The sequence below is a fragment of the Sinomonas sp. genome, from assembly GCF_051955515.1.
In the GTDB taxonomy this organism is placed as follows: Bacteria; Actinomycetota; Actinomycetes; order Actinomycetales; family Micrococcaceae; genus Sinomonas.
This window is the reverse complement of the sequence record NZ_JBQCGQ010000163.1, coordinates 1-23,510: the sequence shown is the minus strand read 5'-3', so window position 1 is coordinate 23,510 and position 23,510 is coordinate 1. Positions and strand designations below refer to the sequence as shown.

Sequence of the window (23,510 nt, the reverse complement as noted above, 5' to 3'; positions counted from 1 at the left end):
CCCCCCTAATCCGGGGGGCGTCGCGCGTTCTGCAGCTCAATTGGGGGGGCGCGGGGCGCCACGGGGGGGGAGCACGGCCGGAGCGGAGAAGCCGTCAGGCGGAAATGTTGTCCTCGAAGTTGCGATCCTTCGTCTCGCGGGTGAGCAGCAGGGCCACGAGGGTGAGCGCGGCGGCGACAGCCAGGTAGACGCCGACCCACACGGTGCTGCCCTTGCCGAACTGCCAGAGCGCAATCGCCACGAATGAAGCGGGTGCAGCGCCGATCACGGAAGACAGGTTGTACGCGATCGCCGAGCCCGTGTAGCGGACGTTGGCCGGGAAGAGCTCGGGAAGGATGGCCGCCATCGGTCCGAACGTGAGCCCCATGAGGGTGAAGCCCACGATGAGGCCCACCATGGCCGCGGCCGTGCCGGGACCGAACATGAGGCCCCACGCGGCGCCGAACAGCAGGATGCCGACCGTGACCCAGATGAGGAACTTGCGGCGCCCGTACTTCTCGGCGAGCGGCCCCGAGACCACGGTGAAGATGCCGAAGAACACCACGCCGATGATGAGCATCCACAGGAAGACGCCGCGATCGATGCCGAGGCCCGGCACGAACGAGGCGGGGTCGAACTTCTGCCCGGCCTTCTGGGCGGCGGCGCGCGCCACGTCGACCTTGTCCGTCGCGGTGCCGTAGGTAAGAGTGAAGCTCGTGGTCAGGTAGAAGAGCACATACGTGGCGAGCATGATGAACGTGCCGGCGATGACGGCGCGCCAGTGGTACTTGAACGTCTCCGCGAGCGGGACCTTGGCGACCTTCTCCTCCTTGACGACCTTGCGGAACGAGGTGCTCTCCACGAGCTTGAGCCGCACGTAGAGGCCAAGCGCCACCATGATGATGCTGAAGAGGAACGGGATGCGCCAGCCGAAGTCCTCGAACTGCTTCGCGGTGAGGAAGCTGTTCATGATCACGTACATCGTGTTGGCGATGATGAAGCCGATCGGCGCGCCGAGCTGGGGGAACGTGCCCCACACAGCTCGCTTGTTCGCGGGCGCGTTCTCGGTGGCGAGCAGCGCGGCGCCGGACCATTCCCCACCGAGCGCGAGGCCCTGGAGGAAGCGGAAGACGACGAGCAGGAGCGGCGCGAGCACCACCCAGCCCGGGGTCGTGGCGGGCGGCAGGAGGCCGATCAGGAACGTCGCGAGGCCCATGGTGAGCAGCGACGCGACCAGGGTGCCCTTGCGGCCGAGCTTGTCGCCGAAGTGGCCGAAGATGATCGAGCCGACCGGACGGGCCACGAACGCGACGCCGAAGATCGCGAACGAGGACAGGATCGCGTTGATGTCCGTGGCGCTCGGGAAGAAGAGTTTGGGGAAGACGAGGACCGACGCGGTCGCGTACGCGTAGAAGTCGAAGAACTCGATCGTGGTGCCGATCAGGCTCGAGAAGATCACCCGTCCTCGGGTGTTCCCTGCCTGCTGCTGGCCGGAATTCTGCGGATTCTGCGCAGACGGCTCGGCCACCGCTGGTGTAGCCATGGGTGCTAGTGCCTTTCGCATTCTGGACCCCGCGTTGACAGGGGTCCGAAAGATGAGTAAACGCCACCATATGCCAGATGTCCGATAGCTGAACATTCGGTCCGAATACCGAGACAGACCTCACGTCTCACGCTGCGGACGAGTGAGCCGGGAGGTCGATGTCACGGAGCGTTTACACCTCGCGCCGCTTCCGGAAACGCGCCGTTCCTAGCGTGGAACCAGATCGAAATTCCCCCACGCACTCACCTAGGAGGGCACATGAGCACCGACCCCCAAGCGCCCGCTCGCAGCACGACGGCGCCAGCCTCCCCCGCGATCCAGCTCGACTTCCGCTCTGGCCGCTGGATCGAGCACTGGAATCCTGAGGACACGGCCCAATGGGAGCGCGAAGGACGCCGGATCGCCAGACGGAACCTGAACTGGTCCATCTTCGCGGAGTTCCTCGGCTTTGTCGTCTGGCAGCTCTGGTCGATCGTGGTCGTCTCGCTCCCCGCGGCGGGCTTCTCGTTCGACACCTCGCAGACGTTCTGGCTGATCTCCATGCCGAGCCTCGTGGGCGCGACGCTCCGCATCCCCTACACCTTCACGGTCTCCCGCTTCGGCGGCCGAAACTGGACGATCGTCTCCGCCCTGCTGCTCCTCATCCCCACGATCGGCCTGGCCCTGTGCGTGGCCAATCCGGGGACGCCGTTCTGGCTCATGCTCGCCGTCGCCGGTCTGGCCGGCTTCGGCGGCGGCAACTTCGCGAGCTCGATGGCGAACATCACCTTCTTCTTCCCGGCGCGGGAGAAGGGCTGGGCCCTCGGCCTCAACGCCGCCGGCGGCAACCTCGGCGCGGCCATCGCCCAGCTGGCAGTCCCGATCGCGGTGAGCCTCACCGCCGTCGTCACCACCGGCGCCGCGAGCGCCAAGGGCGGATCGAGCCTCGTTATCGCGGGCCTCATGTGGGTTCCGCTCATCCTCATCGCGGCGATCGGCGCCTGGCGCCGTATGGACAACCTCTCGAACGCGAAGGGCGACCTCGCAGGTTCGCTCGCGGCCCTCAAGGAGCCGCACCTGTGGATCGTGGCCTTCCTCTACATCGGCACGTTCGGCTCGTTCATCGGCTTCTCGGGAGTGTTCCCGAAGCTCATCAAGGACTTCTTCCCGTCGTACTCCTCGTTCGCGATCGGCGCTGCCGCGCTGTCCCTCGCGTTCCTGGGCCCCCTCGTCGGCTCGCTGTCGCGGCCTTACGGCGGCAAGCTCGCCGACCGGTTCGGCGGCGCCCGGATCACCGTCGTCGCCTTCGGAGTGATGGCCGCCGTGACCCTCACGGTCATCGCGACGCTCCCGCTCAAGAGCTTCTGGCTCTTCCTGGCCCTGTTCCTGGCCCTGTTCGCGGCGAGCGGGATCGGCAACGGCTCCACGTATCGCATGATCCCGGTGATCTTCGCCCGGGCAAGCCGGGCGGCGAAGGCCGGAGCGGCGCCGTCGCACACCAACCGCCTCGCCTCGGCGGCGCTCGGCCTGGTCTCGGCGATCGGCGCCTACGGCGGGTTTGTGATCCCCCAGCTCCTCGGCGCCTCGAGCAGCGCCACCGGCTCCTACATCCCGGCGTTCTTCGGCTTCGTCGGCGCGTACGCGCTCATGCTGATCGTCGCGTGGGCCTGCTATCTCCGCCGCAGCAGCGCGGTCGCGCAAGCAGGAGCCTGACGTGACCAGCCCTCTGGATCCCGCCACCTCGACCCACTGCCCGTACTGCGCGCTTCAGTGCGCCATGAGCCTTACCCCTGTCGCGAATCAGGCCTCGCCCCTTGAGGTCGCGGGCCGGGACTTCCCGACGAATCGGGGCGGACTCTGCCGCAAGGGCTGGACCGCCGCGGAGCTCCTGCGGCATCCCGAGCGGCTCACCGAGCCGTTGGTCCGCGACGAGCGCGGCATGCTCCGCGCCGCGACCTGGGACGAGGCACTCGGACGGGTGGCGGCGGAGATCCAGAGGGCACAGGCCGCGCACGGGCGGGACGCCGTCGGCGTCTTCGGTGGCGGCGGCCTCACGAACGAGAAGGCCTACCTGCTCGGCAAGTTCGCCCGCGTGGCCCTCCGGACTTCTCGGATCGACTACAACGGCCGGTTCTGCATGTCCTCCGCGGCGGCTGCGGGGAACCGGGCCTTCGGCCTGGACCGCGGCCTCCCCTTCCCCCTCGCGGACCTCGATGCCGCGGACACGGTGCTGCTGCTCGGCTCCAACGTCGCGGAGACCATGCCGCCGTTCGTCCAGCATCTGGCGGGCGTGCGGGCCGCGGGCGGCCTCATCGTTGTCGACCCCCGGCGATCTGCGACGGCCCGCCTCACGGACGACGGCGGAGGAACCCACCTCGCGCCCGCCCCGCACACGGACCTGATCCTGCTGCTGGGGCTCGCCCATGTGGTCATCAACGACGGCCTCCTCGCCGCGCGCTACCTCCGCGAGCGCACCCACGGCCTCGAGGCCGTCATCCGCTCAGTGGCGCCGTGGTGGCCCGAGCGCGTCCAAGCGGCGACGGGGGTCCCTGCAGACCTCGTGCGCTCGACGGCACAGCAGCTCGCCCAAGGGGCGCGCAGCGGCTCGTGCTACATCCTCACCGGCCGGGGCGTCGAGCAGCACGCGGACGGGACGGACACGGTCACGGCCGCGATCAACCTCGCGCTGCTGCTCGGCCTCCCCGGCTCGGAGCGCGGCGGCTACGGCACGCTCACCGGACAGGGCAACGGGCAGGGCGGCCGCGAGCACGGCCAGAAGGCGGACCAGCTGCCCGGCTATCGCAAGATCACCGATGCCGAGGCGCGCGCCCACGTCGCCCGGGTGTGGGGCGTTCCCGAGGCGAGCATTCCGGGACCGGGGGTGCCCGCCCTCGAGCTTCTGGGCACCTTGGGAACGGACGACGGCGTGCGCGCCCTCCTGGTCCACGGCGCCAACGTGGTGGTCTCCGCGCCGGACGTGTCCGCGGTCCAGGCGGGTCTGCGCCGCCTCGACTTCCTCGCGGTGTGCGACTTCTTCCTGTCCGAGACAGCGCGGGAGGCGGACGTGGTCCTCCCCGTGCTGCAATGGGCGGAGGAAGAGGGCACCATGACGAACCTCGAGGGCCGCGTCCTGCGCCGGCGCCGCGCGGTCGAGCCGCCCGCGGGGGCGCGATCCGAGCTGTGGATCCTCAACCGGCTGGCGGAGTTGCTGAACGCGCCGTCGTCGTTCCCCACCGATCCGGAGACCGTGTTCGAAGAGCTGCGGGAGGCCTCCGCGGGCGGCCTCGCCGACTACTCGGGCGTCTCCTACCGCCTGCTCGACGCGGGCGCCGAGGCCTACTGGCCATATCCGAAGGGCTCCCGGGGCACGCCCCGCCTCTTCCGCGATCGCTTCGCCCACGAGGACGGGCGCGCGAGGCTCGTGGCAGTCCGCGCCGGAAGCCCTGGCTGGGCGGTCACCAGCCCGGCTCTCGAGGAGTTCCAGCTCGCGACCGGCCGCCTGCTCGAGCATTACCAGTCGGGGGCCCAGACGCGTCGCGTCGCGGCCTTGGCGGAGGCCCAGCCCGAGCCACGGCTCCAGCTCCACCCGGCGCCGGCAGCGCGGCTGAGGATCGCCGACGGAGCGTGGGTGCGCGTGACGCGCTCGAACAGGGCAGCGCACGGGCAGCCCGAGGTCCTGTGCCGGGCCGAATTGACGGTCGACGTCCGGCCCGACACGGTCTTCCTGCCCTTCCACTTTCCGGGCCTCGGCGCGGCGAACCAGGTAACAGAGGGCCGCACCGATCCGATCTCGGGCATGCCCGAGTTCAAGACCACCCACGTCCTCGTCCAGCCGGCCGATGTCCCCCCAGCTGATCTTCCCCCAGCAGAGTTTCAGCCAGCCGACGGCAGGTTGGTCTCAGCCGTCCCACGAGAGGAGCGCCTGTGAGCGCGAGCTCTGTCCCTTCCCCGCCCCGAGCGCACGGCGGGACGACAGCGCCGGAGAGGATCGTCGTCGTCGGCTACGGCCCTGTCGCGGCGCGCTTCGTGGACGAGCTGCGCCCGGCCGCCGCGGCGGGCGTCGCCCAGGTGACCGTGGTCGGCGAGGAGGAGCACGCGGCCTACAACCGCGTGCTCGTGGCGGATCTCGGCGTCGGTCGCACCTCCCACGCCGCGATGCAGCTCTCCGATCCAGAGGAGCTGGCCCTCGACGGCGTCCGCGTGCTGGTCGGGACTCGCGCGGCCCGCTTCGACCGCAGCCGCCGGCTGCTGCACCTCTCGAACGGCGAGGCGCTCCCGTATGACCGGCTGGTCCTCGCCACGGGCGCCCGCGCGGCGATCCCGAATCTCACCGGCCTCAACCCAGACCCGCTGCATCCCGTGCTCCCCCGGGGCGTGACGGCGATGCGCGATCTCGCCGACGCGGACCGGCTCGCCGAGGCGGTGCGAGGGCGACAGCGGATCGTCGTCCTGGGCGGCGGGGTCCTGGGCCTCGAGGCCGCGCTCGCTGCCGCCGAGGAGGGTGCCACGGTGACCCTCGTGCACCACGGTGACCGGCCACTGGGCCGGCAGATCGACCGCGGCGCCGGTGCCACGCTCTCCGCCGCCCTGCGCCAGCAAGGCCTGCGGCTCGCCCCGAACGCGCGCGCAACCGGCATCGAAACGGGGGCGGACGGCGCCTTCCGCGCCCTCATGCTCGACGACGGGTCCGCGGTCGACGGCGATCTCCTGGTCCTTGCGTGCGGGGCGCGCCCACGCCGCGAGCTCGCGGAAGGGGCCGGACTCGCCGTCGACGCCGGCATCCTCGTGGACCACACCCTCGCCGCGCTCCACACCGAGCACGTCTTCGCGATCGGCGACTGCGCCGAGATTCGCTGCGTCGACTCGTCCTGCCTGGCGTGTCGCCGCAGCACCGGGCCGAGTGGGCTCATCGCCCCGGGCTGGCGGCAGGCCGACTGGCTCGCCGCCTCGTTCCGCACGCGCCTGCTCGGCGAGGCCGCCGCCGCACCCCTTCCGGAGGAGCGCCCCGGCGTCATCCTCCTCAAGGCACGGGGCCTCAATCTGGCCGCCGCGGGCGACGTCCAGTCGGACCCCTGGGACGCGGTGGCATGGGACGCTGAACGGCCGTCCCTCGAGGTCTCGCTGTGGGCAGACCCGGCGCACGGGCGCTACGTCAAGATGTGCACACGCGACGGCGTGCTGGAGGGCTTCGTGGCGCTCGGCATGCCCCGCGCCGCGGGGGAGCTCACCCTCCTCTTCGGGAGCGGGGCCGAGCTCCCTGCCGATCGATCGGTGCTCCTGCGGCTGGACGGCCCCGAGAGCTCGCTCGGCGTGCCCGGCTCCTCCGCGGGGCCCGAGTCGACGCTGTGCCGCTGCGCCGGCGTGAGCCGGGGAACCGTCGAGGATGCCGTGTCCGGGGGCTGCTCCACCGTCGAGGAGGTCTCGAAGGAGACGAGGGCCGGGACCGGCTGCGGTGGATGCCGGGACACGGTGCGCGAACTCATCGAGGCACATTTTTCTGCTGTGCCGGCGTAACCTTTCGGGCTCTCCGGACGATCACCTGAGTGGAGCCTTCGAGCTGGACTGCCCCCAGCAATGGTGGCTCTGCCCCCAGCAGCTGGGTCGGGCTGGAACCTTCCCCCAGTGGGTTTCAGCCCGACCGGGCTTCGCTGCTGGTACACGGCGCCCGCTACTCCACGGCACCTGTTCTACGCTGCGCCGACGACCTCTTCGAGCCCCTCGACGGCCGCGCCGAACCCCAGCTCCGGATCGTCGGCCACAGCGGGAAACAGCAGGCTGTCTTCCTTGTCCGCGTGCAGGGCGAAGGCCCGCACGATCGACTGCCCCACGGCGGCGGCCCGAACGCCGTCGGACGCCCTGAGCTCCTCGACGAGCGCGGCGATGGCCTCGTGGTCGTGCCGGAGGGCCTCGGCCAGAAGTCCGGCGCCGGCGACTCCGTCTGCGAGCCCATACAGGCGCTCTTCCGCCGTGAAATGCGGAACGAGATCGTCCGCGCACCACTCGATGAGATTGCCGCGCTCGTCATACACCGTGGATGCGTCGCCCGCCTCGACCGCCGCTGTGAGCGTCTGCGACAGCGCGCTCGCGCGGTCCAGCATCGACGTGTGGTGCTGCCTGACGGCGGCAAGGGCCTCGCGATCGGAGAGGTGTGACATGCACGCCATGATGCGCGCCCTGCGCGGACGCCTCAAGGGTTGGCGCGTTGCAGGTGCTGCCGCAGAGGTGCAGGTGCTGCCTTAGATGTGGAGGTGCTGCCTTACATGTGGACGTGGAGTCTGCGCGCGGCCTCCGAGATCGACCCCGACAGCGAGGGATACACGGCGTAGGTTCCCGCGACGTCGTCGACGTGGAGCTTCTGCTCAACCGCCATCGCGAGCCCGAAGATGAGTTCCGAGGCGTTCGAGCCCATGACCACGGCCCCGATGACCGTGCCGGTCCCCTTGCGGGCGATGATCTTGACGAACCCGTCCGTGGTGTTGCGCATCTTGGCACGCGCGTTGCTCTTGAGCCTGAGCGTCACCACGTCGCCCGCGACCTTGCCGCTCGCGACGTCCGCCTCGGAGACGCCCACCGAGGCGATCTCCGGCGACGTGAAGATGTTGGAGGCGACGTGGTTCAGGTTGAGAGGGGTCACCTGGTCGCCGAGGTAGTGGGCCACGGCGATGCGCCCCTGCATGGCCGCCACCGACGCAAGGGCGAGGACGCCTGTGCAGTCCCCCGCGGCGTAGACGTTGATCGCCGTCGTGCGGGAGACGCCGTCGACCTTGATGTGCCCGCTCTCGGAGAGAGCGATGCCGGCCTCCTCGAGGCCGATGTTCGCGGTGTTCGGGATCGAGCCGACGCACACGAGGCAGTGCGATCCGGTCACCTTGGTGCCGTCTCCGAGGACGACGGCGACCCCGTCGCCGGTGCGTTCGACGGCGGCGGCGCGGGAACGGGCCAGGACGTTGACGCCGCGGCGGGCGAAGACGCGCTCGAGGAGTTCGGCGCCGTCCTCGTCGTTGCCGGGGAGGACACGGTCGCGCGAGGAGACCAGCGTGACCTGGGAGCCGAGGCCGTTGTACGCGGACGCGAACTCCGCCCCCGTGACGCCAGAGCCGACCACGATGAGGTGCTCAGGGAGCTCCTCGAGCTTGTAGAGCTGGGTCCAGTTGAGGATCCGCTCGCCGTCGTAGCGGGCGGTCGGTAGCTCGCGGGGGTGCGCGCCGACGGCGAGGATCACGGCGTCGGCTTCGATCCGCTCGACGCCGTTCTCCGTGGTGGCCTCGATCGTGTGGGGTGTGAGGAGCTTGCCCTCGCCCATGATGATCCGCACACCGAGCTGCTCGAGTCCCGCGCGGATGTCCTCGGACTGCTGGTGGGCCAGGCCGAGGAGGCGCTCGTTGACGGCTCGGATGTCGGCGCGCTTGATGGCTTGGCCGTCGTTGGTGCCGAAGCGCACGCCCAGGGCCGAGGCCTCCTCGACGCGCGTCATGAGGTCTGAGGTCGCAATGAGGGTCTTCGAGGGCACCACGTCGGTGAGGACGGCCGAGCCGCCCAGGCCCGCCCGCTCGACGACGGTCACTCGGGCTCCGAGGGATGCCGCCACCGAGGCGGACTCGTATCCGCCGGGGCCGCCGCCAAGGATCGCAAGATGGGGCACGCTGAAGTCCGGGTTCATCGTCACGGAAAAACATTCTGCCACCCGCGCACAGGTTCCACTCGTTGATAGGTTCTACCTGTGACGACTTCCGAGCCCTTCGTATTGGCCCAGGCCGCCGCTGACCACATTGCACAGGCAACAGGCGTGCCCTCGCATGACATCGCGCTCGTCCTGGGGTCCGGTTGGGGCGCTGCCGCGGACCTCATCGGCGAGGTCGTGGCAACGCTGCCGGCCGGCGATGTCCCCGGGTTCTCCGCCCCCGCGGTCGTGGGCCACGTGGGCACCGTCCGCTCGATCCGCACCCCCGACGGAAAGCATGCGTTAGTCCTCGGCGCCCGCACGCACTACTACGAGGGGAAGGGCGTGCGCGCCGTCGTCCACGGCGTCCGGACGGCCGCGGCGGCGGGGTGCCGTGTCCTCGTGCTCACCAACGGCTGCGGGGGCCTGAACCCCGACTGGCAGCCCGGGACGCCCGTGCTGATCCGAGACCACATCAACCTCACGGCGATCTCCCCGCTCGAAGGCGCGACCTTCGTGGACCTCACGGATCTCTATTCACCGCGGCTGCGGAATCTGGCGCGCGAGGTGGATCCGAGCCTCGGGGAGGGCGTCTACGCGCAGTTCCCGGGCCCGCACTACGAGACGCCGGCCGAGGTCCAGTACGCCAAGCGGATCGGCTCCGATCTGATCGGCATGTCGACGGCGCTCGAAGCGATCGCGGCCCGGCACGCCGGACTCGAAGTGTTCGGCATCTCGCTCGTGACGAACCTCGCCGCGGGCATCAGCCCCACGCCGCTCAGCCACGAGGAAGTCCTCGAGGCGGGCCGCGCCGCTGGTCCCCGCATCTCGCGACTCCTCGCGGATATCGTCGCGAAGATCTGACGACTGGACTCCCCATGACCCTTGACCAAGAACTGCGTGCCCGTGCCGAAGCCTGGGCGGCCTCCGACCCTGATCCTGAAACGGCAGCGCAGCTCCGCTCCGCCGTCGAGCAGGCTGACCACGGGAACGCGGCAGCGGCCCAAGAGCTCGCCGACTCGTTCGACGGAACGCTCCAGTTCGGAACGGCCGGCCTGCGCGCTCCCCTCGGCCCCGGGCCGAACCGCATGAACCGGGTGGTCGTCCGTAGGGCCGCGGCGGGAGTGGGTGCCTTCCTCCTGGGCCGCCTGAGCGGGGCCCCCACAGGTGACCGGCCCCGCGCCGTCGTCGGCTTCGACGCGCGCAAGAACTCGCAGGCCTTTGCGCTCGACACCGCGGCCGTCTTCACTGCCGCGGGCGTCGAGACGTTCCTCATGCCGGCGCCCCTGCCGACCCCGGTCCTCGCCTACGCCCTTCGCGTGCTCGAGTGTGACGGCGCCGTCATGGTCACCGCGAGCCACAACCCGCCGCAGGACAACGGCTACAAGGTGTACTTGGGCGGGCGCGCCGTGGACGACGACGGGCGGGGCGCGCAGATCGTCGCCCCCATCGACGCAGAGATCGCCGCACTCATCGACGCCGCGGGACCCGTGGGCGACATCCCGCTCGCCGACTCGGGCTGGACCCTCCTCTCGCCGAACATCGCCGCGGACTACCGCGCCGCCGTCGTCCGCCTTGCCCGGGCCGACCTGTTCCCCGCGCGCGATCTCAAGATCGTCCTCACCCCGCTGCACGGGGTGGGCGGCACCACCGCGGTGGGGGTGCTGCGCGAGGCCGGGTTCGCGGACGTCTCGCTGGTGGCCGAACAGGCCGTCCCCGACCCCGGCTTCCCGACCGTCGCGTTCCCGAACCCGGAAGAACCCGGCGCGCTGGATCTCGCGCTCGCCGCGGCACGCGAGGCGGGGGCCGACGTCGTCCTTGCCAACGATCCCGACGCCGACCGGTGCGCTGTCGCCGCGCCGCAACCCGAGAGCGGCGAATGGCGGATGCTGACCGGCGACGAGGTGGGGGCGCTGCTCGGCGCCCACGTGGTGCGCCGGCTGGGCCTCTCCCCCGCGGAAGGCGCAGGGGCCGCCGGGAACGAGGACTGCGTGTTCGCGAACTCGATCGTCTCGTCGCGGCTGCTCGGCCGCATCGCGGCTGCCGCGGGAATCCGGCACCGGGAGACGCTCACCGGCTTCAAATGGATTTCCCGCGTCCCCAATCTGGCCTACGGCTACGAGGAGGCCCTCGGGTACTGCGTGGCGCCTGAGCTCGTCAAGGACAAGGACGGCATCTCCGCCGCGCTGCTCGTCGCCGAACTCGCCGCCGACGCGAAGGCCCAGGGGCAATCCCTGTTCGACCTGCTCGATGCGCTCCATACGCTTCACGGAGTGCACCTGACGGACCAGCTGAACGTGCGAGTCGCCGATCTTGGGCTGCTCGAGGCGATGATGCTCCGCCTCCGGGAGAACCCTCCCAGCTCGTTCGCGGGCTCGCCCGTGGAGGCGGCGGTGGACCTCTCCGAGGGCTCGGACGACCTGCCGCCCACGGAGGGGCTGCTGTGGGTCACGCGTGACGGGACGCGGGTCATCATCCGCCCGAGCGGCACGGAGCCCAAGCTCAAGTGCTATCTCGAGGTCATCCGCCCCGTGGACAGCTCGGCCGAGCTCGATGACGCCCGGCAGGCCGCTCGTCAGGCGATGGATGCGGCGCTCGACGACGTTCGCGAGGCTTTGGGGCTTTAGCCCCGCGGGCGCGGGTTAGCCCCCTTCGCCGTCGAGACGGGACTTCACGTCCAGACCCTGCGGATCTGACGGCGCAACGGGAAGGAGGCTGCAGAGCATTGCGCCGCGGACCGGGTGGGGCCACCCTGATCTCGACAGATTCAGAGCACCTTCCCCAGGAGGTCACGATGCTCACTGCAACCATGGTCGTCGCCACGATCCCCGTCACCGATCTCGAGAAGGCGAAGCACTTCTACGGGGAGATCCTCGGCCTGAAGCAACTCTGGGAGAACCCGGCGTCCGTCCGCTACCGCTGCGGCGAGCACAGCGAATTGTCGGTCTTCAAGCGGCCGCCCGTGGAAACCGTCCACACCCTCGCCCACTTCGAGGTCGACGACATCTCGACGACGGTGGAGGATCTCGAAGCCAAGGGGGTCGATTTCCTCGACTACTCGGAAGGTCCGCTCAAGACCACGAAGCACGTCGCGCACCTCGGGCCGGCCTTGGGCGCGTGGTTCAAGGACCCCGACGGCAACACCTTGGGGCTGCGGCAGGGCTGAGGCGACAGTCGTCAGGCGGCGATCTGGACGATGCCGTCCACGACCCGGGCGGGGAACGCGGCGAGCGGGGCGCCGTCGGCGTCGAGCCGCTCGCCCGTGCGGAGGTCGTAGACCTGCTTGTGGAGGGGGGAAGCAATAGTGGGGCGGTCCCCGCGCGAGCCGACGATGCCGCGGGCCATCACGTGCGCCTCGCTCGCGGGATCCTTCTGGTCGACGGCGTAGACCTCGCCGGAGGGGAGGCGGAAGAGCGCAATCTGGCGCCCCGCGACAAGCGCGGCCTCGCCCCAGTTGGGCTCGAGGTCGCTCAGGTTGCACACGCTGTGCCACGTGGAGAGGACCGAGGCTTCGAGGGCGTCCATGTCAGGTGCAGAGGCAGTGATCGTCATGCCTCAACGCTACGAAGGGGCGCGTTTCGCCCGGGTTGAGTCTGTGTCACGCCAACGTAAAACCGCCCTCACCGATGCCGAAACATGCTCGTGACAGCGAAGTTAATCGGTCGTTACACCCGGGCAACTGACGCGAAATCGCCGATTCCTAGGCTGGAGGAAACCCTGCGCCGGCCTCTTCCTGCGGCGCCCCTTTCGACGGAAGGCACTCCCTGTGAGCAACTCCCGCCCCACCGAGCCCCGCACTCCCGCCCAGCCGCGACGCGTCGTCGTCATCGGGGGCGGTCCCGCTGCCCACCGCTTCGTCGACGCGATGGTCGCGCGGGGCCTCGACGATTTCGAGATCACGGTGCTGACCGAGGAAGCGCACCTTCCCTATGACCGCGTGGCCCTCTCCAAGGCCCTCCTCTCCGATGTGGACCTCACGCTGGGTGAGGCGTCGATGTGGGGCACCCACAATGTCACCCTGAGGACCGGAGCGAAGGCAGTGCGCCTGGACACGGAAGCGCACGTGGTCCACGCGGAGGACGGCAGCACCCACGACTACGACGAGCTGGTCCTCGCAACCGGCTCCAACGCGGCTCGCCTTCCCATCCCGGGAGCGGCCAAGTCGTACGTGTACCGCACCCTCGAGGACGTCTGGTTCCTGCGCGCAGAGATCGCGCGGCTCGCCGAAGCGCTCGGCCGCAAACCCCGCGTCGCCGTCATCGGTGGCGGCCTGCTCGGCATCGAGGCTGCGGCCGGCGCCCAGTCGCTGGGTGCCGAGTCCCTCATCATCGACGGCTCCCCGTGGATGATGAACAGGCAGCTCGACGAGGGCGCAGGCCAGGCGCTAGGCCGCCTCATCGCGTCCAAGGGCTTCACCGTTCACGGCGGCGTCTTCCCGTCGGAGATCGTTGTCACCGGGGCCGAGTCAGAGGCCGACGGCGGCTCCGTCACCGGAGTCCTCATGGCTGACGGCCGCGTCATCGACGCGGACCTCGTAGTGGTCGCGATCGGGGTGCGGCCGCGGGATGAGCTGGTCCGCGCCGCGGTAGACGAGGGAGCCGCGCTGGAGGTCGGCCCCCGCGGCGGTGTGGTGATCGACGAAACCTGCGCGACCGCCGTCGACGGCGTATGGGCGATCGGCGAGGTGGCATCGTTCGGCGGCATGTGCCTCGGCCTCGTGGCGCCGGCCAATACGATGGCGGAGATCGTCGCCGACCGCCTCCACGGAGGCGAGGCGACCTTCCCCGGCTTCGACACGGCCACGAAGCTCAAGCTCTCCGGTGTCGACGTGGCGAGCTTCGGCGACGCGTTCGCCAAGGAGCCAGGCGCGCTCGAGATCGTCTACGCCGACCCCGCCCGCGGCGTCTACCAGAAGATCGTCACGACCGACGACGCCACCACGCTCCTCGGCGGCATCTTCGTGGGCGACGCGACCCCGTACCAGAGCCTCCGGCCACTGCTCGGACGCGAGCTTCCGGCGGAACCCGGAGCCTTCCTCACGGCGGCCGGCGGCGGCGAAGCCCCGGAGACCGAGCTCCCGGACGACGCCATCCTGTGCTCGTGCAACAGCGTCGCCGCGGGCACCCTCCGCGACGCGGTCAATGCCTGCGGCACCTGCGAAGGCAAGGATCCGGTGCGCGATGTTCCCGGCCTCAAGGCCTGCACACGGGCCGGGACGCAGTGCGGCTCGTGCGTGCCCATGATCAAGAAGCTCCTCGAGAAGGAGCTGCAGAAGTCCGGCATCACGGTCTCGAAGGCGCTCTGCGAGCACTTCGACCTCTCCCGCCAGGAGCTCTTCGACAAGATCCGCGTCCTCCAGCTCACCTCGTTCGAGGACATCCTCGCTCGATTCGGAACCGGAGCGGGCTGCGACATCTGCAAGCCCACTGTCGCATCGATCCTCGCCTCGCAGCACTCCGCGTACGTGCTCGACTCCGGCCGCGGCACGCTCCAGGACACGAACGACCGGGCCCTCGCGAACATGCAGAAAGACGGGACGTACTCCGTGGTCCCGCGCATCCCCGGGGGCGAGATCACCCCGGACAAGCTCGCGGTGATCGCCGACGTCGCGAAGAAGTACAACCTGTACACGAAGATCACGGGCGGCCAGCGCATCGACATGTTCGGCGCCCGGCTCGAGCAGCTCCCCGAGATCTGGAAGGAGCTCATCGACGCCGGCATGGAGTCGGGCCAGGCGTACGGCAAGAGCCTGCGGACCGTGAAGAGCTGCGTGGGGTCGACGTGGTGCCGCTACGGCGTGCTCGACTCGGTCGGCATGGCCATCAAGCTCGAGCTGCGCTACCGCGGACTGCGCAGCCCGCACAAGCTCAAGCTGGGCGTCTCGGGCTGTGCCCGCGAGTGCGCGGAGGCTCGCGGCAAGGACGTCGGGGTGATCGCCACCTCGGACGGCTGGAACCTGTATGTGGGCGGCAACGGCGGCGCGAACCCCGCGCACGCGCAGCTGCTCGCCGGGGGCCTGGACGACGAGACGCTCGTGAAATACATCGACCGCTACTTCATGTACTACATCCGCACCGCCGACCGCCTTCAGCGCACCGCCCATTGGCAGGCGGACCTCGACGGCGGGCTCGACCACGTGCGCCAGGTGGTGGTCGAGGACTCGCTCGGCATCGCCAAGGAGCTCGAGGCGGCCATGGCGGCCCACGTCGAGAACTACGAGGACGAATGGGCGGCGACGCTCAAGGACCCCGAGCGCCTCCGCCGCTTCCGTTCCTTCGTCAACGCCCCCGACGAGGTCGACGAGTCGATCATCCACGTCGCCGAGCGCGATCAGATCCGGCCCGCGAACCCCGCAGAGCGCGAGGAAATCGGCCGCGTCTCGCTCGGTGCCACCATCCCTGTCCGCTCCCAGCTCGAGGACGCCTAGCATGCAGCTCGACATCTTCCTCGACGGGACCCCCGTGGTCCTGCTCGGCGAGGCGGACGCCGCCCGCCAGGCCGTGCTCCGCTACCGCCGTGCAGGCGCCCGGCTCGCGCACTTCGACTCGCCCGCCGCGTTCCGCGCCGCCGTCGCCCTCCCCGCGCGCCCGGGGCTGGTCGCCGTCGTCGGCAAGGCCCTACCGGGGCGCGCCGCGGACGACGGCGAGTGGGCGCCCGTGCTCGAGCACTACCGCAACGCCGGGGTGCCGATCGCGCGGGAGGCCCCGGCTGGAGCACGCGGGCACGTCGCCCTCGTGGGCGGCGGCCCCGGCTCGCGCGGCCTCCTCACCGTGGACGCGATCGAGGCGCTGCGGGATGCAGACGTGGTCCTGTTCGACCGCCTCGCGCCGTGGCGCGAGCTCGAACAGCTCACGACGGCGCAGCTCATCGATGTGGGCAAGCTCCCCGGGCATCACAAGGTGCCGCAGGAGGAGATCAACCGACTGCTGGTCGAGCACGCGAAGGGCGGCGACGGCGGTCGCGGATGCAACGTGGTGCGGCTCAAGGGCGGGGACCCCTTCGTGTTCGGCCGCGGCGGCGAGGAGGCGGCGGCATGCGCGGAGGCACGCATTCCCGTGCGGATCGTGTCAGGGATCTCAAGCTCCATCGCGGTTCCGGCCGCGGCCGGAATTCCTGTGACCCACCGCAACGTGAGCCACTGCTTCACGGTCGTCTCGGGCCACGCCCCGCTCAGCGCGGAGGAGCACGAGCACCTCGCCGGCCTCGGCCGGTCGGGCGGCACGATCGTGGTCCTCATGGGCATCGCGAACCTCCCGCACCTTGCCGCAGGCCTGCGCAAGGCGGACCTTCCGCCCGAGACGCCGCTCGCCGTCGTCGAACGCGGACACCAGGCGGGCCAGCGCACCACGGTGACCGAACTGGGCCGGGCCGAAGGCGATACGTCCGCGTGCGGCAATCCGGCGGTCATCGTGATCGGAGAGGTCGTGCGGCTCATGGGCACGGTGAACGGAAGCAGCGACGACCGCGAGCTCCGGGATCTCGCGGCCTCGTTGCTCGATGCGTGACCATGAGAAGGGGACGGAAGTTCACATGAACGGAGCAGCAGCCATCATGACCACGGACGCGAAACCCGCGCCGGCCGAGCTCGAGACCGCGCTCAAGGGGTTCCGGGTCGGGGTGACGTCGCACCGCCGCGCCGAGGACCTCATCGAGGCTCTCGAGCGGCGCGGCGCGGAGGTGCTCCACGCGCCAGTCCTTACGATCGCGCCCGTCGGCCAGGACCTCGGCGTTCTCGAGGACACGCGCCGCACCATCGACGCCCGCCCCGACATCTGCATCGTGACCACGGCCTACGGCATGCGCCGCTGGCTCGAGGTCGCCGACGCGGCCGGGCTCGGAGAAGACCTCCAGGAGGTGCTCAGCGCCTCTGCCCTCTACGTGCGCGGACCGAAGGCGCGGGGCGCGGTGCGTGCGGCCGGACTCGCCGACGTCGGGATCTCGCACGATGAGACGACCGCCACGCTCGTGGACCTCGTCCTCCGCGACGCCGGAGGCAGGCTCGACGGGAAGCGCGTAGTGATCCAGCTGCACGGATACACGGACGGGGCCCAGCTCGACCGGCTCCGTGCCGCGGGCGCGGAACTCATCACCGTGACGCCGTACCGCTGGGTGCGTCCGGAGGGCGAGGACCGGCTGGAGACCCTCATCGCTGCGGTGTGCGCGGGCGAGCTCGACGTCGTGACCTTCACGAGCGCCCCCGCCGTCGACGCCCTCTTCAGTGCAGCCCACGAGCTCGGGCTGCACGCGCAGCTTGTCGCCGCGTTCCGGCAGCGGGTGGCCACGGCCGCCGTCGGGCCTGTCACCGCCGCGCCGCTCGAAGCGGCGGGCCTGCGCCCGTGGGTCCCGGAGCGCTTCCGCATGGGCGCGCTCATCAAACTCGTCACGGACAACCTTTCGCGTCGCCAGGTGCGCCGACTCGAGACCCCCGCGGGCCCGATCGAGCTCCGCGGACGGACCATGACGCTCGCCGGGGAGGAGCTGTGCCTCGCCCCCGCCGCGATGCTGCTCTTCCGTGCCCTCTTCGATGCCGGAGGGGCGGTGGTGCCACGCGAAGCCCTCGCCCGGCTCCTGTCGCAGAGCGGCTCGAGCCACGCCCTCGACATGGCCGTGAACCGCCTCCGGAACGCCCTACCCTCCCCCGATCTGGTGCAGACGGTGGTGAAGCGCGGGTACCGGCTCCGCGTGGAGCGGATCTAGTTCGGGGCGGCGCGCGGCACGCTGTGCCAGTATGGGAAGACCCGACTGGAAAGGACGCCGCTGTGCCCTCCGAGCCTGACGCCCTCAGCCCCGCCGACATCGCCGGCTTCATCGACCACACCCTCCTCAAGCCGAGCGCAAGCGAGGCGGACATCCTTCGGCTGTGCAGCGAGGCTGTGGAGTATGGCTTCAAGTCCGTCTGCGTGAACCCCCGCTGGGTCAAGACCACGACGACGGCGCTCAGGGGCAGCGGCGTCCTCACCTGCTCGGTGGCCGCGTTCCCGTTCGGCGCGACGCCGACGGACGTCAAGGTGTACGAGGCGCGGGGCGCAACGCTCGACGGCGCGGACGAGGTCGACGTCGTGATCGACATCGCTGCGGCGCAGGCCGGGGACCGTGGCGCCCTCGTGGACGACCTGACGGCCGTCGCGGAGGCGGTGCACGGGAGCTCGTCAATCCTCAAGGTCATCCTCGAAACCGGCCTTCTGACGGACGCGCAGAAGCTGCTCGCGTGCGAGGCCGCAGTGGAAGCCGGCGCCGACTTCGTCAAGACGTCGACCGGTTTCAACGGGGCTGGGGCCACCATCGAAGACGTGGCGCTCCTGCGGCGGATCGTGGGGCCCGGGATCGGCGTGAAGGCCTCGGGCGGCGTGCGCACCCTTGAGGACGCCCGGGCTATGATTGCAGCTGGTGCCAACCGGATCGGCGCAAGCTCCGGGGTGGCCATTGTGACCGGCGGCAGTGGCGCCGGATCGTATTAGAAGGATCTAAGGAGAGAGCATGGCCGAGAACGCCAAGAACCGACCGGTCGAGAACGAGAACCCGCTCGTCGGCAACATCATCATCTTCGTGGTGATGATGGCGCTCTTCCTCCTCGGCCTCGTGCTCGTCTCGTTTCTCGACTTCACCACCGTCTGGCCGATGGCCGCACTGATCCTGTGCTTCGTGGGCGCCTTCTTCATTCCGATGACGTTCCTCGGCCGCTCGGACTCGGGCGCGGACCACCGCCGCTAACCCCTAAGCGTTTCGGGTACAGATAACTTCCCCCCTACGCGTTTCGGGTACAGATACCGCCCGGCTGGATCATTCCAGCCGGGCCGTTTTTGTCCCTCCACAGGCAGTTCATGTACCCGAAACCCCGGGGCTGTGGATAACTCAAGGCGACTCGGCGCGATGTGTGGCTCAATGAGGCATGCCGCCAGAACAGTCCTTGCCCCGTGAGCTGCTGACGTCGTCGTTCTCCGTCGAGGAGGCGCTCGCCTTGGGGGTCAGCCCACGCCGTCTCAAGGCCGCCGACCTCATCCGGCCAAGCCGCGGAATCCGCATCCCCGAGCTTGGCCGCGAGACCCTTCTCCAAAGGGCCCGCCCCTACACCGCCATGCACGAGAGCACGGTTCTGAGCCATTTCAGTGCGGCCATGGTCCACCGGATACCTCTGCCTTCGTGGGCTCAGGACCCGAGCCTCATCGACCTCTCGCGGACCAGGGCAGCTGCTCCCGAAAGCAAGGAGCGGCTCGGTCAGCCGCGCCGGCCCGAGATCCGCGGCCACCGACTGCGCCTCAAGGACGACGAGGTGATGATCCTCGACGGCGCCAAGGTGACGACGCCGGAAAGGACCTGGCTAGACCTGTGCGGCAGCCGGCGGCTGAGGATGGACGACGTGATTGCGGCGGGCGAGTATCTCGTGTCAGAGCATGAGCGCACCTTCCATCCGCGAACCGCCGTCGTGCCGCTCGCCGATCTCCGGGCGTTCGTCGAGAGCCGGCACCGTGTCATGGGCTTGGGCAGGGGTCGCATCGCCCTTGAGCTCCTGGCGGTCGGCGTCGACTCTCCGCAGGAGTCCTACTTGCGCCAGATACTCGAGCGCGCGGGCCTGCCGCGCTTCATCCCCAATTGTCCGATCGTCGACCCTTGGGGAGGAGTTATCTGGGTCGACGTGGGGAACGTGGAATTTCGAACGGCCCTTGAGTACGAAGGCGAACATCACTTCACCGAGGAGCAGATGGCGTTGGACGCGTGGCGCGACCGACGAACACGGGCGTCCGGCTGGAATCAGGTGAAGATCACCAAGCACGACATGGCCCGCGGCGAGCCGTACGTCGTCAAGCTGGTGGTCGATGCCCTCAGGGACCATGGGTATCGCGGGTGAGTTGGCGTACCCGGAACGCCTGTGGGGGTGAGTTGGCGTACCCGAAACGGTTAGTCGGTGAAGATGGCGGAGACCACCTGGTCGGCCCAGTCGAGGATCTCCTTGTCCTGCAGGTCGCGTCCGCCGACTGCCGCGGTCTTGGGCTTCGGGATGAGCACGGCATTGAGGCTCGCCTTGTACTGCGCCCCCTTGTACATACGGCTGAGCCGCATGACCTTCGACTCGGGCAGGTCCGCTGGCGCAAACCTCACCATATTGCCTTGGAGGGCGACGTCGGTCAGGCCGGCTGCGCGGGCACGGACCCGGAAACGGGCGACGGCGGCCAGGTTCTCCACGGGCGCGGGAGGCTCGCCATAGCGGTCGGTCAGCTCGTCCATGACTTCGGCGATGGCAGCGTCGTCGCTCGCGGCGGCGAGCTTGCGGTACGCCTCGAGGCGCAGCCGCTCCCCCGGCACGTAGTCGTGCGGGAGGTGCGCGTTGACCGGGAGCTCGATCTTCATCTCCGCGGTCTTCTCCTCGGACTCGCCGCGGAAGTCCGCGACGGCCTCGCCGACGAGACGGATGTAAAGGTCGAACCCAACGCCCGCAATGTGCCCCGACTGCTCACCGCCGAGGAGGTTTCCCGCACCGCGGATCTCGAGGTCCTTCATGGCCAGCTGCATGCCGGCGCCGAGCTCGTTGTGCGCGGCGCCGGCCTTGAGCCGCTCGAGCGCGACCTCGCCGAGCGGCTTCTCGGAGGGGTAGAGGAAGTAGGCGTAAGCCCGCTCGCGTCCGCGGCCCACACGTCCGCGCAGCTGATGCAGCTGCGAGAGGCCGTACGAGTCGGCGCGGTCCACGATCAGGGTGTTCGCGTTCGAGATGTCGAGGCCGGTCTCGATGATCGTGGTGCAGACGAGCACGTCGAAGCGCTTCTCCCAGAAGTCCACAATGATCTTCTCGAGCCGGCTCTCGGACATCTGCCCGTGTGCCACCTCGACGCGGGCCTCGGGCACCAGCTCTCGGATGGAAGCGGCGGTCTTCTCGATGGTCGAGACGCGGTTGTGCACGAAGAACACCTGACCTTCGCGCATGAGCTCGCGGCGGATCGCGGCCGAAACCTGCTTGTCCGTGTAGGGCCCCACGTAGGTGAGGACTGGATGCCGTTCCTCCGGCGGAGTCGCCAAGGTGGATGTCTCGCGGATTCCTGTGAGGGACATCTCGAGCGTGCGCGGGATCGGGGTCGCGGACATCGCGAGGACGTCCACGTTGGTGCGCATCTTCTTGAGCGCTTCCTTGTGCTCCACGCCGAAGCGCTGCTCCTCGTCGACGATGACGAGGCCGAGGTCCTTGAACTCGATCTCCTTGGACAGGAGCCGGTGCGTGCCGATGACCACATCCACGCTGCCGCTCTTGAGACCCTCGACGGCCTCCTTCGCCTCACCCGAGGTCTGGAAGCGGCTCAGCGCCTGCACCCGCACGGGGAACCCGGAGAACCGCTCGGAGAACGTCTCGTGGTGCTGCTGCGCGAGCAGGGTCGTGGGCACGAGGACCGCGACCTGCTTCCCGTCCTGGACGGCCTTGAACGCGGCACGGACGGCGATCTCGGTCTTGCCGTAGCCGACGTCGCCGGAGACGAGGCGGTCCATGGGGATGTCCCGCTCCATGTCTGCCTTCACCTCGTTGATGGTGGTGAGCTGATCCGGCGTCTCGATGTAGGGGAAAGCCTCCTCGAGCTCGCGCTGCCAGGGCGTGTCCGGGCCGAAGGCGTGCCCGCGGGAGGCCATGCGCGCCGAGTACAGGCGGATGAGCTCGCCTGCGATCTCCTTGACGGCCTTCTTGGCCTTCGACTTGGTGGCGGCCCAGTCCGCGCCGCCCATCTTCGACAGGGCGGGCGCATCGCCGCCCACGTAGCGGGTCACCTGGTCGAGCTGGTCGGTGGGGACGAACAGCCGGTCCCCGGGGGCCCCGCGCTTCGAGGGCGCGTACTCGACCACGAGGTATTCGCGGGTCGCGTCCGTCCCGGCACTGTGCCCGCCGCCGGCTATCTTCCGCTGGACGAGCTCCACGAACTTTCCGATGCCATGCTGCTCGTGCACCACGAAGTCGCCGGCATGGAGCTGGAGGGGGTCGACGGCGTTGCGCCGCCGGGAGGGCATCTTGCGCATGTCGCGGGTCCCCGCCGCGCTGGCCCGCCCGAGCAGGTCGGCTTCGGTGAGCAGCGCGAGCTTGAGCCCGTCGAGCACAAAGCCCTTGCCCGCCGTCGCCGTCGTGATCTCGATGATGCCTGCCTCGGGCTCGCGCGCGAGGCTTTCCACGCGGCTGCAGGGGATGTCCGCGTCGTGGAACAGCTCCGCGAGGCGCTGGGCCGGACCGGGGCCGTCGGTCGCGACGACGATCCGCCACTGGTCGGCCACCCGGGAGCTGATGAACTGCGTCATCTCAGCGACGTCCCCGCGGTAGCCGCGGGGCTCGCGGGCGGCGATCGTGAGGACGTCGATGTCCAGGACGATCTCCTCGTCGACCCCGAGCGACGTCACCGACCACCATGAGATGGATCGCGCAACCGCGGCGGCCCGCGTGTCCGCGAGCGTCGCGAAGCTCGCGTCCTCGAGCCTGCCCGCGTGAGCATCTGCCTCTCGGTCCGACGCTGCGCCGGCGACGCTCAGATCCAAGGGCGCGACGCCGCCGTCGGACGCTGTAGCCCAGGCGGCGGCGAGGAACTCGTCGTTCGTGGCGGCGAGGTCGTGGGCGCGGGTCCGTACCTTCTCGGGCTCCATGAGCAGCGCAACGGACCCCTCGGGGAGCTCGTTCACGAAGGGGACCATCGCGTCGACGAGAAGCGGGGCGAGGGACTCCATGCCCTCGACGGCAATGCCCCCGGCGATCTTCTCGAGCATGTCCTCCGCGGCCGGAAGACTGCCCTTGAGCCGGGCGGCCCGGCTCATGACCGACGGCGTGATGAGCAGCTCGCGGCACGGCGCGGCGAGCAGCGAGGTCGGATGGTGGATGTGCGGACCTGTGAGCGAGCGCTTGTCGGCGACGGCGAACCACCGCATCTGCTCGATCTCGTCGCCGAAGAACTCGACCCGCACCGGGTGGTCCTCGGTGGGCGGGAAGACGTCGATGATTCCGCCGCGGACGGCGAACTCGCCGCGACGGCTGACCATGTCGACGCGCGCGTAGGCCGCGGCCGCGAGGCCGCGGACCACCTCGTCGAACGGCCTGTCCTGCCCCACCACGAGCGAGACCGGCTCGAGTTCGCCGAGCCGGGCGACGAGCGGCTGCAGCACTGCTCGGACGGGGGCGACGACGACGCGCAGCGCCGGCCCGGGAGAAACCTCGGGATGCGCGAGGCGCCGGAGGACGGCGAGGCGGCGGCCGACCGTGTCGGAGCGCGGCGAGAGCCGCTCGTGCGGGAGGGTCTCCCAGCTCGGGAACAGCGCAAAGGTCCCCGGCGGCAAATACGCGGCGAGCGAGTCCACGAGGTCCTCGGCCTCGCGCTCCGTGGCCGCCACGGCAAGGAG

17 protein-coding genes are annotated in these 23,510 nt (G+C 70.0%); 12 read left to right on the top strand and 5 right to left on the bottom strand.

The genetic code is table 11. The features are described 5' to 3' along the window. Window positions 1-94 precede the first annotated feature (94 nt). A complete protein-coding gene (locus ACTHL9_RS09130) occupies window positions 95-1,522 on the bottom strand; it encodes an MFS transporter (RefSeq protein WP_440518532.1) in 1,428 nt (475 codons plus the stop codon). A 258-nt stretch (window positions 1,523-1,780) separates the two neighbouring features. Between ACTHL9_RS09130 and ACTHL9_RS09125 the strand changes: the two genes are divergently transcribed. Genes ACTHL9_RS09125 through ACTHL9_RS09115 form a run of 3 tightly spaced genes read left to right on the top strand, consistent with a single transcriptional unit; the run spans window position 1,781 to window position 7,015 of the window. Then, a complete protein-coding gene (locus ACTHL9_RS09125) occupies window positions 1,781-3,214 on the top strand; it encodes an MFS transporter (protein ID WP_440518531.1) in 1,434 nt (477 codons plus the stop codon). A gap of 13 nt (window positions 3,215-3,227) precedes the next feature. Further along, window positions 3,228-5,429 (top strand): molybdopterin oxidoreductase family protein, encoded by a 2,202-nt coding sequence (locus tag ACTHL9_RS09120; protein WP_440518534.1) that lies wholly within the window; start codon window positions 3,228-3,230, stop codon window positions 5,427-5,429. After that, window positions 5,426-7,015 carry an FAD-dependent oxidoreductase gene (locus tag ACTHL9_RS09115; protein ID WP_440518530.1) on the top strand — a complete coding sequence of 530 codons (1,590 nt, stop codon included), beginning with the start codon at window positions 5,426-5,428 and terminating at the stop codon, window positions 7,013-7,015. The genes ACTHL9_RS09120 and ACTHL9_RS09115 overlap by 4 nt, the downstream gene beginning before the upstream one ends. A 173-nt stretch (window positions 7,016-7,188) precedes the next feature. Here ACTHL9_RS09115 and ACTHL9_RS09110 read toward each other — a convergent pair whose 3' ends face one another. Then, a complete protein-coding gene (locus ACTHL9_RS09110; protein WP_440518529.1) occupies window positions 7,189-7,656 on the bottom strand; it encodes a hemerythrin domain-containing protein in 468 nt (155 codons plus the stop codon). A 101-nt stretch (window positions 7,657-7,757) separates the two neighbouring features. Beyond that, window positions 7,758-9,167 carry an NAD(P)H-quinone dehydrogenase gene (locus ACTHL9_RS09105; RefSeq protein WP_440518528.1) on the bottom strand — a complete coding sequence of 470 codons (1,410 nt, stop codon included), beginning with the start codon at window positions 9,165-9,167 and terminating at the stop codon, window positions 7,758-7,760. Between the two features lie 54 nt (window positions 9,168-9,221). Here ACTHL9_RS09105 and ACTHL9_RS09100 point away from each other — a divergent pair, with 54 nt between their 5' ends. The 3 genes from ACTHL9_RS09100 to ACTHL9_RS09090 all read left to right on the top strand — a co-directional run bounded on the left by ACTHL9_RS09100 (window position 9,222) and on the right by ACTHL9_RS09090 (window position 12,327). After that, complete coding sequence (locus ACTHL9_RS09100) at window positions 9,222-10,025, top strand: purine-nucleoside phosphorylase (protein WP_440518527.1); 804 nt, start codon at window positions 9,222-9,224, stop codon at window positions 10,023-10,025. Window positions 10,026-10,039: 14 nt separating this feature from the next. After that, a complete protein-coding gene (locus tag ACTHL9_RS09095) occupies window positions 10,040-11,788 on the top strand; it encodes a phospho-sugar mutase (RefSeq protein ID WP_440518526.1) in 1,749 nt (582 codons plus the stop codon). 167 nt (window positions 11,789-11,955) lie between these two features. After that, entirely contained in the window at window positions 11,956-12,327 is a 372-nt protein-coding gene (locus ACTHL9_RS09090; RefSeq protein ID WP_440518525.1) for a VOC family protein, read from the top strand. 11 nt (window positions 12,328-12,338) lie between these two features. Here the strand turns inward: ACTHL9_RS09090 and nirD are convergent, their stop codons facing one another. Beyond that, window positions 12,339-12,713, bottom strand: a complete 375-nt coding sequence (nirD, locus tag ACTHL9_RS09085) for a nitrite reductase small subunit NirD (protein ID WP_440518524.1) — start codon at window positions 12,711-12,713, stop codon at window positions 12,339-12,341. 313 nt (window positions 12,714-13,026) lie between these two features. On the opposite strand from nirD, the gene nirB reads away from it, so the two are divergent. The 6 genes from nirB (at window position 13,027) to ACTHL9_RS09055 (ending at window position 20,007) form a co-directional block, all read left to right on the top strand. Next, a complete protein-coding gene (nirB, locus tag ACTHL9_RS09080; RefSeq protein WP_440518533.1) occupies window positions 13,027-15,588 on the top strand; it encodes a nitrite reductase large subunit NirB in 2,562 nt (853 codons plus the stop codon). A 1-nt stretch (window position 15,589) separates the two neighbouring features. Next, window positions 15,590-16,666, top strand: coding sequence for a uroporphyrinogen-III C-methyltransferase (cobA, locus tag ACTHL9_RS09075; RefSeq protein WP_440518523.1), 1,077 nt, complete (start codon window positions 15,590-15,592; stop codon window positions 16,664-16,666). Between the two features lie 25 nt (window positions 16,667-16,691). After that, window positions 16,692-17,858: a uroporphyrinogen-III synthase gene (locus ACTHL9_RS09070; RefSeq protein WP_440518522.1), complete on the top strand. Its 1,167-nt coding sequence runs from the start codon at window positions 16,692-16,694 to the stop codon at window positions 17,856-17,858. Window positions 17,859-17,920: 62 nt separating this feature from the next. Then, window positions 17,921-18,619, top strand: coding sequence for a deoxyribose-phosphate aldolase (deoC, locus tag ACTHL9_RS09065; protein WP_440518521.1), 699 nt, complete (start codon window positions 17,921-17,923; stop codon window positions 18,617-18,619). Between the two features lie 19 nt (window positions 18,620-18,638). Continuing rightward, window positions 18,639-18,872 carry a hypothetical protein gene (locus ACTHL9_RS09060; RefSeq protein WP_440518520.1) on the top strand — a complete coding sequence of 78 codons (234 nt, stop codon included), beginning with the start codon at window positions 18,639-18,641 and terminating at the stop codon, window positions 18,870-18,872. Between the two features lie 178 nt (window positions 18,873-19,050). Beyond that, window positions 19,051-20,007, top strand: a complete 957-nt coding sequence (locus tag ACTHL9_RS09055; RefSeq protein WP_440518519.1) for a hypothetical protein — start codon at window positions 19,051-19,053, stop codon at window positions 20,005-20,007. 50 nt (window positions 20,008-20,057) lie between these two features. On the opposite strand, the gene mfd is transcribed toward ACTHL9_RS09055, so the two are convergent. Next, window positions 20,058-23,510: transcription-repair coupling factor (gene mfd / locus ACTHL9_RS09050; protein ID WP_440518518.1), on the bottom strand; the 3,453-nt coding region annotated here is incomplete at its 5' end.

Bases quoted from the DNA above. Each gene is read 5' to 3' on its own strand.
- ACTHL9_RS09130 (WP_440518532.1), bottom strand. From the start codon at position 1,522: ATGGCTACACCAGCGGTGGCCGAGCCGTCTGCGCAGAATCCGCAGAAT.
- ACTHL9_RS09125 (WP_440518531.1), top strand. From the start codon at position 1,781: ATGAGCACCGACCCCCAAGCGCCCGCTCGCAGCACGACGGCGCCAGCC.
- ACTHL9_RS09110 (WP_440518529.1), bottom strand. From the start codon at position 7,656: ATGTCACACCTCTCCGATCGCGAGGCCCTTGCCGCCGTCAGGCAGCAC.
- ACTHL9_RS09095 (WP_440518526.1), top strand. From the start codon at position 10,040: ATGACCCTTGACCAAGAACTGCGTGCCCGTGCCGAAGCCTGGGCGGCC.
- ACTHL9_RS09090 (WP_440518525.1), top strand. From the start codon at position 11,956: ATGCTCACTGCAACCATGGTCGTCGCCACGATCCCCGTCACCGATCTC.
- nirD (WP_440518524.1), bottom strand. From the start codon at position 12,713: ATGACGATCACTGCCTCTGCACCTGACATGGACGCCCTCGAAGCCTCG.
- nirB (WP_440518533.1), top strand. From the start codon at position 13,027: ATGGTCGCGCGGGGCCTCGACGATTTCGAGATCACGGTGCTGACCGAG.
- cobA (WP_440518523.1), top strand. From the start codon at position 15,590: ATGCAGCTCGACATCTTCCTCGACGGGACCCCCGTGGTCCTGCTCGGC.
- ACTHL9_RS09070 (WP_440518522.1), top strand. From the start codon at position 16,692: ATGAACGGAGCAGCAGCCATCATGACCACGGACGCGAAACCCGCGCCG.
- ACTHL9_RS09060 (WP_440518520.1), top strand. From the start codon at position 18,639: ATGGCCGAGAACGCCAAGAACCGACCGGTCGAGAACGAGAACCCGCTC.
- ACTHL9_RS09055 (WP_440518519.1), top strand. From the start codon at position 19,051: ATGCCGCCAGAACAGTCCTTGCCCCGTGAGCTGCTGACGTCGTCGTTC.